This window comes from Microbacterium meiriae (genome assembly GCF_040685015.1).
Classification (GTDB): domain Bacteria; phylum Actinomycetota; class Actinomycetes; order Actinomycetales; family Microbacteriaceae; genus Microbacterium; species Microbacterium meiriae.
The window spans coordinates 141,653-158,605 of sequence record NZ_JBFBHD010000002.1; the positions used below are offsets into that span (position 1 = coordinate 141,653).

Here is a 16,953-nt window from a genome sequence, read left to right on the forward strand (position 1 = left end):
CTTGTCAGGACGTCGTCCCCTTCGTCGGTCGGCGGCCGGTGCGATCGTTGCGATTCTCGCAGCGGTCGTGCTGGCCGCCGATCAGTTTGTGAAGTACCTCACGATCGAGAACCTGCCGCTGCACGAGGCGGTCCCGGTTCTCGGAGAGTTCCTGCAGCTCTACTACGTGCGCAATCCCGGCGCGGCGTTCTCCCTCGGCTCCGGCGTGACCTGGATCTTCACGATCGCTCTCGCCGTGGTGGCGGGTGTCATCGTCTGGAAGGCGTTCGGGCTGCGTTCGCGCCTCTGGGCGGTCGTCCTCGGCTGCCTGCTCGGCGGCGTGCTGGGCAATCTGTCGGACCGACTGTTCCGCGAGCCCGGTTTTCCCGTCGGCCACGTGGTCGACATGATCTCCATGCCGTGGATGATGCCGGCCATCTTCAACGTCGCCGACATCTTCATCGTCACCGGGATGATCTCGGTCGCCTTGCTTGTCGTGTTCGGACTGCGCTTCGACGGCACGCGGGAGAAGGACCACGCCCCGGTCGAGACCGACGAGGACGCCGAGGCGGCCGCCGCGTCCGAGGGGCGCTGAGCGTGGAGTCCCGGTCGCTGCCCGTCCCGGACGGGCTCGATGGCACGCGCGTCGACGCCGCCCTCGCCAAGCTCCTCGGGTTCTCGCGGACCTTCGCGGCCGAGGTGGCCGGATCGGGCGGCGTCCGCCTGGACGGCGTCACCCTCGACAAGTCGGACCGCCTGCGTGGCGGTGCCTGGCTCGACGTCGAGTGGGAGCCGAAGGAGGGGCCGAAGATCGTCCCGATCGCGGTGCCCGAGCTCGGCATCGTGTACGACGACGACGACATCGTCGTCGTCGACAAGCCGACCGGCGTCGCCGCCCATCCCTCGCTCGGGTGGGAGGGCCCCACGGTCGTCGGTGCTCTCGCCGCCGCCGGGTTCCGCGTCGCCACGAGCGGCGCGCCGGAGCGTCAAGGCGTCGTGCACCGGCTGGACGTGGGGACGAGCGGGCTCATGGTCGTCGCCAAGAGCGAGGCCGCCTACACCGCGCTGAAGAGAGCGTTCAAGGAGCGCACGGTCGAGAAGATCTATCACGCGGTGGTGCAGGGGCATCCGGACCCGCTCGTGGGTACGATCGACGCCCCGATCGGTCGGCACCCGAACCACTCCTGGAAGTTCGCGGTCGTCCCGGACGGCAAGCCCTCCGTGACGCACTACGAGACCCTCGAGGCGTTCCCCGGTGCCTCCCTGCTCGAGATCCACCTGGAGACGGGCCGCACCCACCAGATCCGCGTGCACATGGCCGCGCACCGCCACCCGTGTGTCGGCGATCCGCTGTACGGTGCCGACCCGACGCTGTCCGCCCGGCTCGGTCTCACCCGGCAGTGGCTGCACGCGCATCAGCTCGCCTTCGCGCATCCGACGACGGGGGACTGGGTGCAGTTCACCTCGCCCTATCCGGACGACTTCCAGCACGCACTGGACGTGCTCCGCGGAGAATAGGTCCCGCGGAACGTCGCTTCCGCGGTGTCGGTGGTCTCCGCCACACTGACCGCATGAGCATCGTGGTGCGTCCGGCGACGGTCTTCGACGACGTCGCGGCGGTGGTGGGACCGAAGAAGCCGACGTCGAACGTCTGCTTCTGTCTGAGCTACCGGATCGGCAACAAGGAGAACGTCTCCCTGCGCGGTCCCGCGCGTGCCGACCGGGTGTGCGAGCTCTGCCACCAGGATCCCCCTCCCGGTGTGCTCGCCTACCTCGACGACGAGCCGGTCGGCTGGGCGGCGCTGCACCCTCGACGCGACACGAGTTTCGCGCGCAACCGCCTCATCCCGCACCTCGACGACCTCGACGTGTGGTCGCTGTGGTGCTTCCGAGTCCGGCCGGGGCACCGCAAGCAGGGCGTGTCGCATGCGCTCATCGAGGGAGCCGTCGCCTACGCCAGAGAGCGCGGCGCCCCCGCCGTCGAGGGGTACCCGGTCGACAACGCCGGGGCGAAGGTGAACCTGACGATGGCGTACGTGGGCACGCGGCGTCTCTTCGAGAGCGCGGGATTCCGCAAGGTCGCGGACACGGGCTCGGTGCTCGACGGGTTCCCCCGCGTGCTCGTGCGGCTGGACCTCCGCGAGGACGCGTGAACCGGGTTCCGCGGCGCGCTCGCTGGGGGAGCGCGACGCATGCCGGTGTCCGGGGCCGAACGTAGACTCGAAGCATGGCATCCGACTCCTTCGTCCACCTGCACGTGCACAGCGAGTACTCGATGCTCGACGGGGCCGCGAAGATCAACGCGATGACCCAGGCGGCCGCCGATTACGGCATGCCGGCGATCGCGGTGACGGACCACGGGAACACCTTCGCGGCGTTCGAGTTCTACAACGCCGCGCGCAACGCCGGCATCAAACCCATCGTCGGTCTCGAGGCCTACGTCACCCCGGGCACGCACCGCAGCGACAAGACCCGGGTGCAGTGGGGCTCGGCGGACCAGCGCAGCGACGACGTCTCGGGTTCGGGCGCCTACACCCACATGACCATGTGGAGCCAGAGCACCGAGGGCATGCACAACCTCTTCCGGCTGAGCTCGCTGTCGAGCATGGAGGGCTACTACTTCAAGCCCCGCATGGACCGCGAGCTGCTCCAGACGTACGGCAAGGGTCTCATCGCCACGACGGGGTGCCCGTCGGGGGAGGTGCAGACCCGGCTCCGGCTCGGCCAGTACGACGCCGCCAGGGCCGCGGCGGCGGAGTTCCAGGACATCTTCGGCAAGGAGAACTACTTCGCCGAGATCATGGACCACGGTCTCTCCATCGAGCGCCGTGTCATGACCGACCTGCTGCGGCTCGCGAAAGACCTCGGCATCCCGCTCGTGGCCACCAACGACTCGCACTACACCCACCAGCACGAGGCCGACGCCCACGCCGCCCTGCTGTGCGTGCAGTCCGGCTCCACGCTCGACGACCCGAACCGCTTCAAGTTCGACGGCGACGGCTACTACATCAAGACCGCCGCCGAGATGCGGCAGCTCTTCCGGGACCACCCGGAGGCCTGCGACAACACGCTCCTGATCGCCGAGCGCTGCGAGGTCGAGTTCAACACCTCGGCGAACTACATGCCGCGGTTCCCGGTCCCGGACGGCGAGACCGAGGACAGCTGGCTGATCAAGGAGGTCGAGAAGGGCCTCCACTACCGGTACCCCAGCGGCATCCCGGACAAGGTGCGCAAGCAGGCCGAGTACGAGACCGGGATCATCCTGCAGATGGGCTTCCCCGGCTACTTCCTCGTCGTCGCCGACTTCATCAACTGGGCGAAGGACAACGGCATCCGCGTCGGCCCGGGTCGTGGCTCCGGTGCCGGCTCGATGGTCGCCTACGCGATGAAGATCACGGATCTCGATCCCCTCGAGCACGGTCTGATCTTCGAGCGCTTCCTCAACCCCGACCGCGTCTCGATGCCCGACTTCGACGTCGACTTCGACGATCGTCGCCGCGGCGAGGTCATCGAGTACGTGACCCGGAAGTACGGCTCCGAGCGCGTCGCGCAGATCGTCACCTACGGCACGATCAAGTCGAAGCAGGCCCTCAAGGACGCCGGTCGCGTGCTCGGGTTCCCGTTCAGCATGGGGGAGCGGCTCACCAAGGCGATGCCCCCGGCGGTGATGGGCAAGGACATGCCGCTGGACGGCATGTTCGATTCCGCGCACCCCCGCTACAAGGAGGCCAGCGAGTTCCGCGCCCTCATCGAGACCGATCCGGAGGCGAAGACCGTCTTCGACCGGGCTCTCGGGCTCGAGGGGCTGAAGCGGCAGTGGGGCGTGCATGCCGCCGGCGTCATCATGTCGTCCGAGCCCCTGCTCGACATCATCCCGATCATGCGCCGGGAGCAGGACGGCCAGATCGTCACGCAGTTCGACTACCCGTCGTGCGAGTCCCTCGGCCTCATCAAGATGGACTTCCTGGGCCTCCGGAACCTGACGATCATCTCGGACGCGCTGGACAACATCCGGATGAACCGCGGCGAGGAGCTCGATCTGGAGCACCTCGGGCTCGATGACCCCGCCGTCTACGAACTGCTGGCCCGTGGCGACACCCTCGGCGTGTTCCAGCTCGACAGCCCGCCGCTGCGCTCGCTCATGCGACTCATGAAGCCGGACAACTTCGGCGACATCTCGGCCCTCATCGCGCTGTACCGTCCTGGACCGATGGGAGCGAACTCCCACACCAACTACGCGCTGCGCAAGAACGGTCAGCAGGAGATCTCCCCGATCCATCCCGAACTGGCGGAACCGCTCGCGGAGATCCTGGAGGAGTCCTACGGACTCATCATCTACCAGGAGCAGGTCATGGCGATCGCGCAGAAGGTCGCCGGATTCAGCCTCGGTCAAGCCGACATCCTGCGCCGCGCGATGGGCAAGAAGAAGAAGTCCGAGCTGGACAAGCAGTACGCGGGGTTCGCGGCCGGAATGACCGAACGCGGCTTCGGCGAGGGGGCGGTCAAGGCGCTCTGGGACATCCTCCTGCCGTTCTCCGACTACGCCTTCAACAAAGCGCACTCCGCTGCGTACGGTCTCGTGTCGTACTGGACCGCGTACCTCAAGGCGCACTACCCGGCCGAGTACATGGCCGCGCTCCTGACGAGCGTCGGCGACTCGAAGGACAAGATGGCGCTCTACCTGAACGAGTGCCGCCGGATGGGCATCAAGGTGCTGCCGCCGGACGTCTCCGAGTCGATCAACTTCTTCGCGGCCGTCGGCGACGACATCCGCTTCGGTCTCGGCGCGGTCCGCAACGTCGGCACGAACGTCGTCGACGGCATCGTGCAGTCCCGCAAGGACGAGCGGTTCACGTCCTTCCATCACTTCCTCGACAAGGTTCCCCTGCACGTCGCCAACAAGCGCACGGTCGAATCGCTCATCAAGGCCGGTGCCTTCGACTCGATGGGGGACACCCGCCGGGCGCTCCTCGAGATCCATGAAGACGCCGTGGAGGCGGCGGTCGACAGGAAGCGGAACGAGGCGCAGGGCGCCATCGGCTTCGATTTCGACAGTCTCTACGACGGTATGGAGGAGGCGGCGCCCGCGAAGGTGCCCCCACGTCCGGAATGGATCAAGAAGGACAAGCTCGCGTTCGAGCGCGAGATGCTCGGCCTCTACGTCTCGGATCATCCGCTCGCCGGTCTCGAGGTGCCGCTCGCGAAGCACGCCTCGATCTCCATCCACGACCTCAACAACTCCGAGGATCTGCAGGACGGCGATCAGGTCACCGTGGCGGGCCTCGTCACCAGCGTGCAGCATCGTGTGGCGAAGGCGAGTGGGAACCCGTACGGCATGATCACCGTGGAGGACTTCAACGGTGAGGTCACCGTGATGTTCATGGGCAAGACCTACCTCGAGTTCCAGCACACCCTGCAGCAGGACGCCATCCTCGCGGTGCGTGGACGGGTCTCGCGCCGTGACGACGGGCTGAACCTGCATGCGCAGTCCGCGTTCGCACCCGACGTCGGCTCCTTCGACGCTGCAGGCCCGCTGTCGCTCGTCCTCGCCGAGCAGCGCGCCACCGAGCGGGTCATGACGGAGCTGGCCGAGGTCCTCCGGCGGCACAGCGGGGACACCGAGGTGCTGCTCCGCGTGCACCGCGCGGGCACGGCGAAGGTGTTCGAGGTGCCCATGCCGGTGAAGGTCTCTGCCGACCTCTTCGGTGACCTCAAGTCTCTGCTCGGACCAACCTGTCTGGGGTGAGCGGGTAGGATCGGGAGCCGTCGAGAGCACCGGAAAGTCGTGGTGCGCCGATGAGGAAAGGACGACTATGAGCACGGATCTTCCCGAGCCGGACGCCGAAGCGGTGTTCAGCGATGAGGACGGCGTCCTCTACGACGACGAGGTCACGCCGGAGTACGGCATCCTCGGCTTCACGCTGCGCGAGCTGCTGATCGTGGGCGTCTGGCTGGTCTCCTTCCTCGTCTCCTTCTTCCCGCTCAGCGGCGGCATCTCCCTGTGGGGCATCGGCATCCAGTGGATCCTGCCGATCGGCGTGCCCACGGTGGCCGTCTTCCTCCTCGTCCTCCGGCGCTTCTCGCCGGACGGCATCCGTCGCGTCGGTTCGCTCGGCATCGACCAGTTCGCCTCCGTGGCGTTCTCGGTCGCGGCCTGCGTGTGGGCCGGCAACCTGTGGCTCGCCCTCTCGGCGGTCATCTCCACGGGGAACTGGGGGCTGCCCTGGAACGCGGTCGTGCAGGTCATCACCTCCACCGCCCTCGTCGTCCTCACCGTCTTCGCGCCTCTCATCCCGGGGCTCAAGGAGGATTTCCAGGGGCGGCTCGTCACGCTCGCCCACCGCAACGCGAACCCCGTGCGCCCGGTGATCGCACGCCCGCGTCCCGAGGCGACGCCGAGTGGATCGGCGGCCGAGGCGGCTGTCGAGGCGTCTGCGGACGCCGTCCCCCCGAGCTCTCCTGCGGCGGATGAGACGGCCGTGATCGCCGATGCCCACCTCGAGCCGACCCCCGCGGACCAGGACGACGCCGTCGACGTCCGTGAGACGGCCACCGCCGACCGCGGCGCCTCCGTGGACGACGCGGATCGCGTTCCGCTCACCGCACACGCCTCGGGTGGGGGGACCGGAACCGTCCCTGTCACCTCGGAACCCGAGTACACCCCGGTCTACTCGCGGCGTTCCCGCGGGGAGCAGCCCGAGATCGTGTCCGACACCGGCAGCATCGAGTCGCTGCTCGGCGCCAAGGCACTCTCCGAGGAGGAGCTCGCCGCCGCCCAGGAGCCGACACCGGACGACGCGACCGCTGTGCACCCGGTGATCAGCGACCACGCCGATCCGCAGGCTGCCGCTCCGCGACAGAGTGCTGCTGAGGCGCAGCCCTTCTGGATCCTCGCCCCGACGGAGCGCGACGTGCACGACGAACGCGGAGAGCCGATCTTCCGCATCGGCCCGACCGCCTGGGCACTCGTGATCGAGGACCGGGGCGGCGCCTTCGTCGTGCGTCACGACGACGGCCGTATCGGCTACCTCCACGACATCGCCGGCATCACGAAGGGCTGACATGCGCACGATCGATCTGCGGGGGCGCGAGCTCTCGCCCGCTGACATGCTCGCCGCCGTCCCGCGCGCGACCCAGGCTCGGGCCGAGGCGCTCGACACCGCGGCGCGCCTCGTGGACGACGTGCGGGAACGCGGCGAGGACGCGCTGCGCGAGCAGGCGGAGCGCTTCGACCGCGTCGTCGGTCACGCGGTTCGTGTTCCGGAGTCCCACCTCGCGGAAGCCCTGTCGGATCTCACTCCCACGGTCCGCGCAGCGCTCGAGGAGGCCATCCGCCGTGTGCGTCTCGCCTCGGCCGCGCAGGTCCCCGCCCCGCAGGTGACGCGGATCGGCGAGGGAGCGACCATCACGCAGCGGTGGCAGCCGGTGTCTCGCGTCGGGGTGTACATCCCCGGGGGCAAAGCCGTCTACCCGTCCAGCGTGGTCATGAACGTCGTCCCCGCGCAGGTCGCCGGGGTGCAGCAGATCGCCCTCGCCTCGCCGCCGCAGGCGGATCAGGACGGCCGTGTCCACCCGACGATCCTCGCCGCGGCGGCGCTGCTCGGCGTCTCCGAGGTCTATGCGATGGGCGGGGCCGGAGCCATCGGAGCACTCGCCCACGGCGTCGCGAGCCTGGGACTCGATCCGGTCGACGTGGTATCCGGACCGGGCAACAACTACGTCGCGTCGGCGAAGCGTGCCGTGGCCGGGGTCGTCGGCACGGACTCCGAGGCCGGCGCGACCGAGATCCTCGTCGTCGCGGACGCCGCGTCCGACCCCCGTCTCATCGCCGCCGACCTCGTCAGCCAGGCCGAGCACGACGAGCAGGCCTCGGCCGTCCTCGTGACCGACGCGGTGGAGATCGCCGAGCAGGTCAGGGCCGAGGTCGAACGGCAGGCTGCGCGCACCCGGCACAGCGAGCGCGTCGCGGCGGCGTTGTCCGGGCCGCAGTCGGCGATCGTGCTCGTGGACGACAGGGCGGCGGCGATCGCGTTCAGCAATGCCTACGCCCCGGAGCACCTGGAACTGCACCTCGCCGACGCGGAGGAGGCGGCCGCCGTCTTCACGAGCGCGGGTGCCGTGTTCGTCGGCGATCAGACGCCGGTCAGTCTCGGCGACTACATGGCCGGCAGCAACCACGTCCTGCCGACGGGCGGTCAGGCGCGCTACGCCCCGGGCCTCGGTGCGTACACGTTCCTCCGCCCGCAGCAGGTCGTGTCGTACGACCGCGACGCCCTCGCCGCCGTCCGGGACGGCGTCGTCGCGCTGGCCGACACCGAGGTGCTCCCCGCCCACGGCGAGGCGATCGAGGCCCGTTTCACCGCGTAGGATCTGTCAGATGCACTGCCCCTTCTGCCGTCACCCCGATTCCCGGGTCATCGACTCGCGCACCAGCGACGACGGGCTCTCCATCCGTCGTCGTCGCCAGTGTCCGGAATGCGGGGGACGTTTCTCGACGACGGAGACCGCGAGCCTGAACGTCATCAAGCGCTCGGGCGTCATGGAGCCGTTCAGCAGGGAGAAGGTCATCTCCGGAGTGCGGAAGGCCTGTCAGGGGCGTCCCGTGACCGAGGCAGACCTCGCGATCCTCGCGCAGCGCGTGGAGGAGGCGGTCCGGCAGACCGGTGTCTCCCAGCTCGACACGAACGAGATCGGCCTCGCGATCCTCGGACCGCTCCGGGAGCTCGACGAGGTCGCGTTCCTCCGCTTCGCGAGCGTCTATCAGGCGTTCGACTCGCTCGAGGACTTCGAGTCCGCCATCGGCGACCTCCGGGCCGACCACGCCAAGGCGGAGGCGGCGGACCGGTAATCTGGCAGGGATGTATCCGCTGCTCTTCCGCGCCGTCCTCTCGCGCTTCGATCCCGAGTTCGCCCACCACGCCGGTATGGCGGTGATCCGCGTGCTCGGTGTGCCGCCGTTCTCGTGGGCCACGCGCGCGATGACCCGGCCCGACCCCTCCCTGCGGGTCGAGGCGCTGGGGCTGACGTTCCCTTCGCCGTTCGGCGTTGCGGCCGGGTTCGACAAGAACGCCGTCGGCGTCCGTGGCCTGGCAGCCCTCGGCTTCGGGCACGTCGAGGTCGGAACGGTCACGGCCGTCCCGCAGGAGGGCAATCCGAAGCCCCGGCTGTTCCGACTGGTCGAGGACCGCGCGGTGATCAACCGCATGGGCTTCAACAACCGTGGTGCGGATGCCGCAGCCCGTCGTCTCGCACGGCTTCGTCGTGGCGCGCCCGACACGGTGATCGGCGTCAACATCGGCAAGAGCCGTGTGGTGGACGTCGAGGACGCCGTGGCGGACTATGTCGCGTCGGCCACCCGACTGGCCCCGCTCGCCGACTACCTCGCCGTCAACGTCTCGTCGCCGAACACCCCTGGACTTCGCGGTCTGCAGGCCGTCGAGACGCTGGCGCCGTTGCTGCGGGCCGTCCGCGAGGCAGCCGGGGCGACCCCGCTGCTCGTGAAGATCGCCCCCGATCTGCCGGATGACGAGATCGCCGCGATCGCGCGCCTCGCCGTCGAGGAGGGGCTCGCGGGCATCATCGCGCACAACACGACGATCAGCCGGGACGGGCTCCGCACCGATGCGGCCGCTGTCGAGGCGGCCGGCGCGGGCGGTCTCTCCGGTGCTCCGCTCAAGAAGCGGTCGCTCGAGGTCCTCCGGGTCGTCCGCACCGCGGTCCCCGAGGACTTCTGCGTGATCGCGGTGGGCGGTGTCGAGACGGCGGCGGATGTGCAGGAGCGTCTGGATGCCGGGGCCACCCTGGTCCAGGGCTACACGGCGTTCCTCTACCGCGGACCGTTCTGGGGCCGCGAGATCAACCGGGGACTGGTCAGTCCGGGTACTGCCCGCGCTTGACCTGCGGCTTCGGCAGGCGCATGAAGCGCATCTGCAGGGCGCGCATACCCGCGTACCAGCCGAGGCCCTTCTCGACGCGGTCGTTGCCGAACTTCGCGGCCGCCTTGCGCTTGACCCGCATGCCGAGGAGGATCATGCCGCCGATCGCGATGACGAGGTACGCCATCATGAACAGGTACGCGTAGAACGAGATCATCATGTTCGTCGGCAGCAGCGAGGCCAGGATGACGAGCACCATGACCCCCATGACGAACTCGGCGGGGTGCCAGCCGGCGTCCACGTAGTCGCGCACCCACCGACGCTGCGGGCCCTTGTCGCGCGCGGGGAGGTACTTCTCCTCGCCTGCGGCCATGCCCGCCTGCGCCTTCGCGCGGCGCTCGTTGAGCTCGGCGCGGGCCGCGGCCTTGGCCTCCTTGGTGTTCGCCACGAGGGGGCGGCGACGGGCGGCCTCCTGCTCGGCGCGGGTCGGCGTCGCGCGTCCCTTGCCGACGGCAGGCGTCTGGGGGGCGTCGTCGTTCGTCGAAGGGGAGGCGGGGGTAGTGGCCACGAGGTTCCTCGGTTCGCTGGGGTGGGTCGCCTTAAGATTACTCGCATGACCTCACCTGCTCTTCCCAGCGAGTCCGACGCCGCCGTCCTCGAAGCCGTCGCCACCGGTATCCCCTCCGCGCTGTCGGACCTCGGGAACCTCGTGCGCATCCCCGGCATGGCCTGGCCTGCCTTCGATCAGACGCAGCTGGAGCGCAGCGCCGACGCCGTCGCCACCCTCGCGCGTGGCACCGGCGTCTTCGACGAGGTGACCGTGCTCCGTGCCGACATCCCCGGCACCGACGAGCAGGGTCAGCCCGCGGTGCTCGCGACGCGCGCGGCCCGGAACGGCAAGCCGACGATCCTCCTCTACGCCCACCACGACGTGCAGCCTCCGGGGGACGACGCCCTGTGGGAGACGCCGCCGTTCGAGCCCACCGTGCGGGACGGCCGCCTGTACGGCCGCGGCGCCGCAGACGACAAGGCGGGGATCATGGCGCACATCGGGGCGATCCGCGCGGTCGCGGAGGTGCTCGGCGACGACCTCGACCTCGGCATCGCGATGTTCGTCGAGGGGGAGGAGGAGTACGGTTCGCGGTCCTTCGCCCAGTTCCTCTCCGACAACAAGGACGCCCTCCGCGCCGACGCGATCGTGGTCGCGGACTCCGGCAACTGGGACTCGGTCACGCCCGGCCTGACCGTCTCGCTCCGTGGCAACGCGCGCTTCACCATGAAGGTGCGCACGCTCGACCACGCCTCGCACTCCGGGATGTTCGGCGGAGCGGTGCCCGATGCCATGATGGCGACCGTGCGGCTCCTCGCCACACTGTGGCACGAGGACGGCTCCGTCGCCGTCGAGGGGATGACGGCGCGGGACGCCGAGACCCCCGAGTACACCGAGGAGACGCTGCGCGACGAGGCCGGGCTCCTGCCGGGGACCACGCCCATCGGTGACGGCACGATCCTCAGCCGCATCTGGAACAAGCCCTCCGTCACGGTCATCGGCATCGATGCGACGAGCGTCGCCGCGGCTTCGAACACCCTGCTCCCTGAGGTGACCGTGGTCATCAGCGCGCGTGTGGCCCCGGGACAGTCCGGCCAGGACGCGTACGAGGCTCTCGAGCGTCACCTCCGCGCACACGCGCCCTTCGGTGCCGAGCTGACCTTCTCCGACGTGGACCTCGGCAACCCTTTCCTCGTGGACACGAGCGGGTGGGCCGTCGCGCTCACCAGGGATGCCATGCGGGACGGGTACGGTGTGCCCCCGGTGGATCTCGGTGTCGGCGGGTCGATCCCGTTCATCGCGGATCTCGTGCGGGAGTTCCCCGAGGCGCAGATCCTCGTCACCGGCGTGGAGGATCCGCACTCCCGCGCGCACAGCCCCAACGAGTCGCTGCATCTGGACACCTTCCGGCACGCCGTGGCGACCGAGGCGCTGCTGCTCGCCCGTATGAACGCGCGTGAGATCTGAGCCTTCCGTCCCCACCGGCGGTAGAATCGTCGAAGAGCCCGTACCCGGCCCGTCATGAGGAGCGACATGAGCGACACCATCCTGTCCGCAGAGACCACCAGCGCACACGGCGTCAAGCTGACGGACGCCGCCGCTACGAAGGTGAAGAACCTCCTGGAGCAGGAGGGCCGCGACGACCTGCGTCTGCGCGTCGCCGTGCAGCCCGGCGGCTGCTCGGGCCTGATCTACCAGCTCTACTTCGACGAGCGTTTCCTCGAGGGGGACGAGACGGTCGACTTCGACGGCGTCGAGGTCATCGTCGACAACATGAGCGTTCCCTACCTCGACGGCGCCTCGATCGACTTCAAGGACACCATCTCGGAGCAGGGCTTCACGATCGACAACCCGAACGCGGCGGGCAGCTGCGCCTGCGGCGACAGCTTCCACTGACAGGTTCTTCCCGCGAACGGCCGTCGTCACCTCGCGTGACGGCGGCCGTTCCGCTTCTCAACCTGCATGGTTGGCATGAATCAGGTGTGAGGTTGCTCTAGACTTGAACATGCCTTGTCCGCGATCTGAAAGGTGCATCGTGCCCTCGAAACGCCGCCTTCGTTGGGCCGCACTCCCTGTGGGAGTTGTGGCAGCTGTGGCTCTGGCGGGATGTACTCCCACCGAGCTGAACGGCTTTCTTCCGGGCTTCGTGGACGGTGGTCCGGCAGCAACCAACCAGACGGAGCGCGTCTCGTCCCTCTGGGTGAACTCCTGGATCGTTCTCCTCGCGGTCGGCGTCGTCACCTGGAGCCTCATGGCCTGGGCTGCGATCGCGTACCGCCGGCGCAAGGGCCAGACCGGCCTCCCGGTGCAGATGCGCTACAACATGCCGATCGAGATCTTCTACACGATCGTGCCGCTCATCCTCGTGCTCGGCATGTTCTTCTTCACGGCTCGCGATCAGACCGAGATCGAGACGAAGTGGGATGACCCCGACGTCGAGATCACCGCGATCGCCAAGCAGTGGGCGTGGGACTTCCAGTACAACGGTGAGACCGAAGAGGACACCGTCTGGACGATGGGCATCCAGGCCCAGCCGGACGCCGCAGGCAACATCGACCAGTCCGAGCTGCCGACGCTGGTGCTCCCGGTCGACCAGAAGGTCACGATCAACCTCCAGTCGCGCGATGTCATCCACTCCTTCTGGATCATCGACTTCCTCTACAAGAAGGACATGTTCATCGGGAAGGACAACTCCTGGTCCTTCATCCCCACCCGCGAGGGCGAGTACGCCGGCAAGTGCGCCGAGCTCTGCGGCGAGTACCACTCGATGATGCTCTTCAACGTGAAGGTCGTCTCGCAGGACGAGTACGACGCCTACCTCGAGTCCCTCGAGGAAGAGGGCAACACCGGGGACATCACCGACGCGTACGACCGTCTCTCGAACCTCCCCGGCACCTCCGGGAAGACCGAAACCGAGGAAGGAGAGGAGTAAGCCATGTCGACCACTGAAGCTCCTCGCACCGACGAGGCACCCCGCTCCCGTCCCACCACCCTGCCCGCGCGTCAGGCCGCTCTGATGAGCTCCTCGCGCGTGGAGCAGAAGGGCAACATCGTCGTCAAGTGGATCACCTCCACTGACCACAAGACGATCGGGTACATGTACCTCATCGCCTCGGTGATGTTCTTCCTCCTCGGTGGCGTGATGGCGCTTGTCATCCGTGCTGAGCTGTTCGCTCCGGGGATGCAGATCGTCCCGACGAAGGAGCAGTACAACCAGCTGTTCACGATGCACGGCACGATCATGCTGCTGATGTTCGCGACGCCGCTGTTCGCCGGCTTCGCCAACGCGATCCTGCCGCTGCAGATCGGTGCTCCGGACGTCGCCTTCCCGCGTCTGAACGCCTTCGCGTTCTGGCTGTTCCTGTTCGGCTCGACCATCGCGGTCGCCGGCTTCCTCACCCCGCAGGGTGCGGCCTCGTTCGGGTGGTTCGCCTATCAGCCGTTGGCCAACGCGTCGTTCTCGCCAGGAGCGGGCGGAAACCTGTGGATGCTCGGTCTCGGCATCTCGGGCTTCGGCACGATCCTCGGTGCAGTGAACTTCATCACGACGATCATCACGATGCGCGCGCCCGGCATGACGATGTGGCGCATGCCGATCTTCAGCTGGAACACGCTCATCACCAGCCTGCTGATCCTGATGGCCTTCCCGGTCCTGGCCGCGGCGATCTTCGCCGCCGCCGCCGACCGTGTGCTCGGTGCCCACATCTACGATCCGCAGAACGGCGGAGTCCTGCTCTGGCAGCACCTGTTCTGGTTCTTCGGCCACCCCGAGGTCTACATCATCGCGCTGCCGTTCTTCGGCATCGTCTCGGAGATCTTCCCGGTGTTCAGCCGGAAGCCGATCTTCGGATACAAGACCCTCGTCTACGCGACGATCGCCATCGCCGCGCTGTCCGTGGCCGTGTGGGCGCACCACATGTACGTCACCGGCTCGGTGCTCCTGCCGTTCTTCGCCCTGATGACGATGCTCATCGCGGTGCCGACGGGTGTGAAGATCTTCAACTGGATCGGCACGCTCTGGCGAGGTTCGGTGACTTTCGAGACGCCGATGGTGTTCGCACTGGGCTTCCTCGTCTCGTTCGTCTTCGGTGGTCTCACCGGTGTGATCCTCGCGGCCCCGCCGCTGGACTTCCACCTCAGCGACTCGTACTTCGTCGTGGCGCACTTCCACTACGTGGTGTTCGGCACGGTGGTGTTCGCCATGTTCGCCGGCTTCTACTTCTGGTGGCCGAAGTGGACGGGCCGCATGCTCAACGAGCGCCTCGGCTACGTGCACTTCTGGATGCTGTTCGTGGGCTTCCACATGACCTTCCTCATCCAGCACTGGCTCGGTGTCGACGGCATGGTCCGGCGCTACGCGGATTACTCCGCGGCGGACGGTTGGACCTGGCAGAACCAGGTCTCCACGATCGGCGCGATCATCCTCGGTGCCTCGATGCTGCCGTTCTTCCTGAACGTCTGGATCACGGCACGCAAGGCGCCCAAGGTCACGGTGAACGACCCGTGGGGTTACGGCGCCTCGCTCGAGTGGGCCACCTCGTGCCCGCCGCCGCGGCACAACTTCACGTCGATCCCGCGCATCCGTAGCGAGCGTCCGGCCTTCGACCTGAACCACCCGGAGGCCGCGGAGTTCGCGACCACCGCACCCGGCGAGCGAGAGGGCCACTGAGTCATGCGCGACAACGTCATCATCTGGTGGGTCCTGACCGCGTTCTTCGCCCTCGTCGGCGTCGTCTACACCGGCTGGAACATCCTGGCTCACCCCGGCCTTCCGCTCGTGAACCAGATCGAGTGGGTCGGCACGGTCGCCCTGTTCTTCTCGGCCTTCATGGGCGCCATGGTCGCGTTCTACCTGGACCGGACGCACAAGGCGCAGAACGGCGAGCTGCCTGAGGACATCCTCACGTCGGACATCGACGACGGCGACCCCGAGCTCGGCGAGTTCAGCCCGTGGTCCTGGTGGCCGCTGGTCCTCGCGGCATCGGCCGGCGTGTTCGTCGTGGGCCTCGCGGTCGGGCACTTCCTCCTCCCGATCGGTCTGGCCATCTTCGTGGTCGCCATCGTCGGCTGGGTCTACGAGTACTACCGCGGTAACTTCGCCCGCTGAGTCCCCGCACACGAGGAAGGCCCCCGGATCACTCCGGGGGCCTTCCTCGTTTGGGCGCCGTGGTCAAGCCCGGGTACGGATCCGGGGGATGCCGGTGAGCGGGTCGATCGGGCGATGGTGCACGCCGTCGGCGTCTTCGACGGGGTACCCCTCGCGGACCCAGTACTCGAAGCCGCCGATCATCTCGCGCACGCGATAGCCGAGGCGCGCGAACTCGAGCGCACCGCGCACACCACCGTTGCACCCCGGGCTCCAGCAGTACACGACCACGTCGGCGTCGCGGGGGATCTCTCGCGGCGCCCTGTCCGCGATCTCGCTGTGGTGCATGTGGACGGCTCCGGCGACGCGCCCTTGAGCCCATGCTTCGGTCGAGCGCACGTCGACCACGACGAGGGGGCGGCCAGCGGCGCGATCAGCATGGACGTCGCTCGGGTCGGTCTCATAGGCGAGGCGGGCAGCGAAGTAGTCGGCACGGTCGATCATGAGTTCAGATTACGGAACGTGGGCGCCGCACGGATGAGTGTTCCCGTCGCGCATCGCACGAATCCTGCCGATCCTCCTCAGAGCGGTGCGGTCATCTGGATCCGTCGGCCGTGGACGGAGAGGTTCAGCCGTTCTTCGACGCCGACGAGCGCGCGCAGGAAGTCGGTGTCCGGCGCGGACTCCTCGAAGCCGCACCGGGCGTAGAAGGGGGCGTTCCACGGCACGTCCGCGTAGGTGCGCAAGGTGAGGCGCCGATGGCCTCGACGTCGCGCCTCCTCCTGCGCGGCCACCACCAGCGCGCGTCCGACGCCGCGGCGGGCGTGCTCCGGGCGCACGGAGAGCTGCTCCAGGTGCGCCTCCCCGTCCACCTCGAGGACGTGCGCGAAGCCGACGGGCGTCGCGGGATCGCCGGCATGCTCGTCGGCGGGGGAGGGGAGAGCCGCCACCAGGACGAACCCCGGGGCATCCTGGCGTTCCTCGTTCGAGGTGGGGGGTGGCCACGACCGCGCCCCGAAACGCTCGATCAGGATGAGGTCGGCGGCGCGCTCGAGCTCTTCGAGAACGACGTGGTCGGCGGCGGTCGCGAACCGGATGAGTGGCCTCATCGGGCGGTGACGAGCTCGCGCTGCGCGGAAGAGGCCACCAGGACCCGCGTACTGATGACATCCATCAGGGTGGCGCCGGCGGCCTGGAGAGCCTGCTCCACGGTCTCCACGCACCCCGCGGCCCGCGCTGCGTCGTCGCCCGGAGCCGTGGCCGTGCCGTCATCCTCGAGGGGGCAGGCTCCGGCGAGGAAGACGAGACGGGCGTCCGCGGGTGCGGTGGCTGCATAGGCGTCGGGGGCATCGGCGAGCTGGGGTGCGTGGAGGAGACGGACGACGGATGACATGATTCGATCCTCTCATCGGGGCGAAGACGACGAAGGCCCCGTCCGAGCGGACGGGGCCTTCACGAGGGGG

Annotated in this window: 17 protein-coding genes; 13 read left to right on the top strand and 4 right to left on the bottom strand. The window is 68.5% G+C overall.

What is annotated here, in order from left to right; genetic code table 11:
• Position 1 precedes the first annotated feature (1 nt).
• The 8 genes from lspA to AB0N68_RS09185 all read left to right on the top strand — a co-directional run bounded on the left by lspA (position 2) and on the right by AB0N68_RS09185 (position 9,875).
• Complete coding sequence (lspA, locus tag AB0N68_RS09150; RefSeq protein WP_283398736.1) at positions 2–574, top strand: signal peptidase II; 573 nt, start codon at positions 2–4, stop codon at positions 572–574.
• A 2-nt stretch (positions 575–576) separates the two neighbouring features.
• Positions 577–1,497 (top strand): RluA family pseudouridine synthase, encoded by a 921-nt coding sequence (locus tag AB0N68_RS09155; RefSeq protein ID WP_187661787.1) that lies wholly within the window; start codon positions 577–579, stop codon positions 1,495–1,497.
• Positions 1,498–1,550: 53 nt separating this feature from the next.
• A complete protein-coding gene (locus tag AB0N68_RS09160; protein ID WP_363332572.1) occupies positions 1,551–2,132 on the top strand; it encodes a GNAT family N-acetyltransferase in 582 nt (193 codons plus the stop codon).
• Between the two features lie 74 nt (positions 2,133–2,206).
• Entirely contained in the window at positions 2,207–5,725 is a 3,519-nt protein-coding gene (gene dnaE, locus AB0N68_RS09165) for a DNA polymerase III subunit alpha (protein ID WP_187661785.1), read from the top strand.
• Between the two features lie 67 nt (positions 5,726–5,792).
• Positions 5,793–7,040: a hypothetical protein gene (locus AB0N68_RS09170; protein ID WP_280564144.1), complete on the top strand. Its 1,248-nt coding sequence runs from the start codon at positions 5,793–5,795 to the stop codon at positions 7,038–7,040.
• A 1-nt stretch (position 7,041) separates the two neighbouring features.
• Positions 7,042–8,346, top strand: a complete 1,305-nt coding sequence (gene hisD / locus AB0N68_RS09175; RefSeq protein ID WP_259954723.1) for a histidinol dehydrogenase — start codon at positions 7,042–7,044, stop codon at positions 8,344–8,346.
• Between the two features lie 10 nt (positions 8,347–8,356).
• Positions 8,357–8,827: a transcriptional regulator NrdR gene (gene nrdR / locus AB0N68_RS09180; RefSeq protein WP_187661782.1), complete on the top strand. Its 471-nt coding sequence runs from the start codon at positions 8,357–8,359 to the stop codon at positions 8,825–8,827.
• 10 nt (positions 8,828–8,837) lie between these two features.
• On the top strand, positions 8,838–9,875 hold the full coding sequence (locus tag AB0N68_RS09185) for a quinone-dependent dihydroorotate dehydrogenase (RefSeq protein ID WP_259954722.1): 1,038 nt from the start codon (positions 8,838–8,840) through the stop codon (positions 9,873–9,875).
• Here the strand turns inward: AB0N68_RS09185 and AB0N68_RS09190 are convergent.
• Positions 9,850–10,422 (bottom strand): DUF3043 domain-containing protein, encoded by a 573-nt coding sequence (locus tag AB0N68_RS09190; protein WP_259954721.1) that lies wholly within the window; start codon positions 10,420–10,422, stop codon positions 9,850–9,852. The two genes, AB0N68_RS09185 and AB0N68_RS09190, sit on opposite strands and share 26 nt — an antisense overlap.
• A gap of 45 nt (positions 10,423–10,467) precedes the next feature.
• On the opposite strand from AB0N68_RS09190, the gene AB0N68_RS09195 reads away from it, so the two are divergent.
• The 5 genes from AB0N68_RS09195 (at position 10,468) to AB0N68_RS09215 (ending at position 15,511) form a co-directional block, all read left to right on the top strand.
• Positions 10,468–11,871 carry a dipeptidase gene (locus AB0N68_RS09195; RefSeq protein ID WP_187661780.1) on the top strand — a complete coding sequence of 468 codons (1,404 nt, stop codon included), beginning with the start codon at positions 10,468–10,470 and terminating at the stop codon, positions 11,869–11,871.
• Positions 11,872–11,937: 66 nt separating this feature from the next.
• Complete coding sequence (gene erpA / locus AB0N68_RS09200) at positions 11,938–12,300, top strand: iron-sulfur cluster insertion protein ErpA (protein WP_187661779.1); 363 nt, start codon at positions 11,938–11,940, stop codon at positions 12,298–12,300.
• 139 nt (positions 12,301–12,439) lie between these two features.
• Positions 12,440–13,336, top strand: a complete 897-nt coding sequence (gene ctaC / locus AB0N68_RS09205) for an aa3-type cytochrome oxidase subunit II (protein WP_187661778.1) — start codon at positions 12,440–12,442, stop codon at positions 13,334–13,336.
• A gap of 3 nt (positions 13,337–13,339) precedes the next feature.
• Positions 13,340–15,073, top strand: coding sequence for an aa3-type cytochrome oxidase subunit I (gene ctaD, locus AB0N68_RS09210; protein ID WP_187661777.1), 1,734 nt, complete (start codon positions 13,340–13,342; stop codon positions 15,071–15,073).
• A gap of 3 nt (positions 15,074–15,076) precedes the next feature.
• On the top strand, positions 15,077–15,511 hold the full coding sequence (locus AB0N68_RS09215; protein WP_025105064.1) for a cytochrome c oxidase subunit 4: 435 nt from the start codon (positions 15,077–15,079) through the stop codon (positions 15,509–15,511).
• A 63-nt stretch (positions 15,512–15,574) separates the two neighbouring features.
• Here AB0N68_RS09215 and AB0N68_RS09220 read toward each other — a convergent pair whose 3' ends face one another.
• From AB0N68_RS09220 to AB0N68_RS09230, 3 genes are all read right to left on the bottom strand, one after another.
• The gene (locus AB0N68_RS09220; protein ID WP_187661776.1) at positions 15,575–15,994 is read right to left on the bottom strand and encodes a rhodanese-like domain-containing protein; all 420 of its coding nucleotides are present in this window, start codon (positions 15,992–15,994) and stop codon (positions 15,575–15,577) included.
• A gap of 77 nt (positions 15,995–16,071) precedes the next feature.
• Positions 16,072–16,599, bottom strand: a complete 528-nt coding sequence (locus AB0N68_RS09225; protein ID WP_259954720.1) for a GNAT family N-acetyltransferase — start codon at positions 16,597–16,599, stop codon at positions 16,072–16,074.
• On the bottom strand, positions 16,596–16,883 hold the full coding sequence (locus AB0N68_RS09230; protein ID WP_259954718.1) for a Rid family hydrolase: 288 nt from the start codon (positions 16,881–16,883) through the stop codon (positions 16,596–16,598). Before AB0N68_RS09230 ends, AB0N68_RS09225 begins: the two co-directional genes overlap by 4 nt.
• Positions 16,884–16,953 lie beyond the last annotated feature (70 nt).

What these genes read in the sequence shown, in the direction of transcription:
- hisD (WP_259954723.1), top strand. Translation starts at nt 7,042, where the DNA reads ATGCGCACGATCGATCTGCGGGGGCGCGAGCTCTCGCCCGCTGACATG.
- AB0N68_RS09225 (WP_259954720.1), bottom strand. Translation starts at nt 16,599, where the DNA reads ATGAGGCCACTCATCCGGTTCGCGACCGCCGCCGACCACGTCGTTCTC.
- erpA (WP_187661779.1), top strand. Translation starts at nt 11,938, where the DNA reads ATGAGCGACACCATCCTGTCCGCAGAGACCACCAGCGCACACGGCGTC.
- dnaE (WP_187661785.1), top strand. Translation starts at nt 2,207, where the DNA reads ATGGCATCCGACTCCTTCGTCCACCTGCACGTGCACAGCGAGTACTCG.
- ctaD (WP_187661777.1), top strand. Translation starts at nt 13,340, where the DNA reads ATGTCGACCACTGAAGCTCCTCGCACCGACGAGGCACCCCGCTCCCGT.
- AB0N68_RS09185 (WP_259954722.1), top strand. Translation starts at nt 8,838, where the DNA reads ATGTATCCGCTGCTCTTCCGCGCCGTCCTCTCGCGCTTCGATCCCGAG.
- AB0N68_RS09215 (WP_025105064.1), top strand. Translation starts at nt 15,077, where the DNA reads ATGCGCGACAACGTCATCATCTGGTGGGTCCTGACCGCGTTCTTCGCC.
- nrdR (WP_187661782.1), top strand. Translation starts at nt 8,357, where the DNA reads ATGCACTGCCCCTTCTGCCGTCACCCCGATTCCCGGGTCATCGACTCG.
- AB0N68_RS09230 (WP_259954718.1), bottom strand. Translation starts at nt 16,883, where the DNA reads ATGTCATCCGTCGTCCGTCTCCTCCACGCACCCCAGCTCGCCGATGCC.
- AB0N68_RS09220 (WP_187661776.1), bottom strand. Translation starts at nt 15,994, where the DNA reads ATGATCGACCGTGCCGACTACTTCGCTGCCCGCCTCGCCTATGAGACC.
- AB0N68_RS09170 (WP_280564144.1), top strand. Translation starts at nt 5,793, where the DNA reads ATGAGCACGGATCTTCCCGAGCCGGACGCCGAAGCGGTGTTCAGCGAT.
- AB0N68_RS09160 (WP_363332572.1), top strand. Translation starts at nt 1,551, where the DNA reads ATGAGCATCGTGGTGCGTCCGGCGACGGTCTTCGACGACGTCGCGGCG.
- AB0N68_RS09195 (WP_187661780.1), top strand. Translation starts at nt 10,468, where the DNA reads ATGACCTCACCTGCTCTTCCCAGCGAGTCCGACGCCGCCGTCCTCGAA.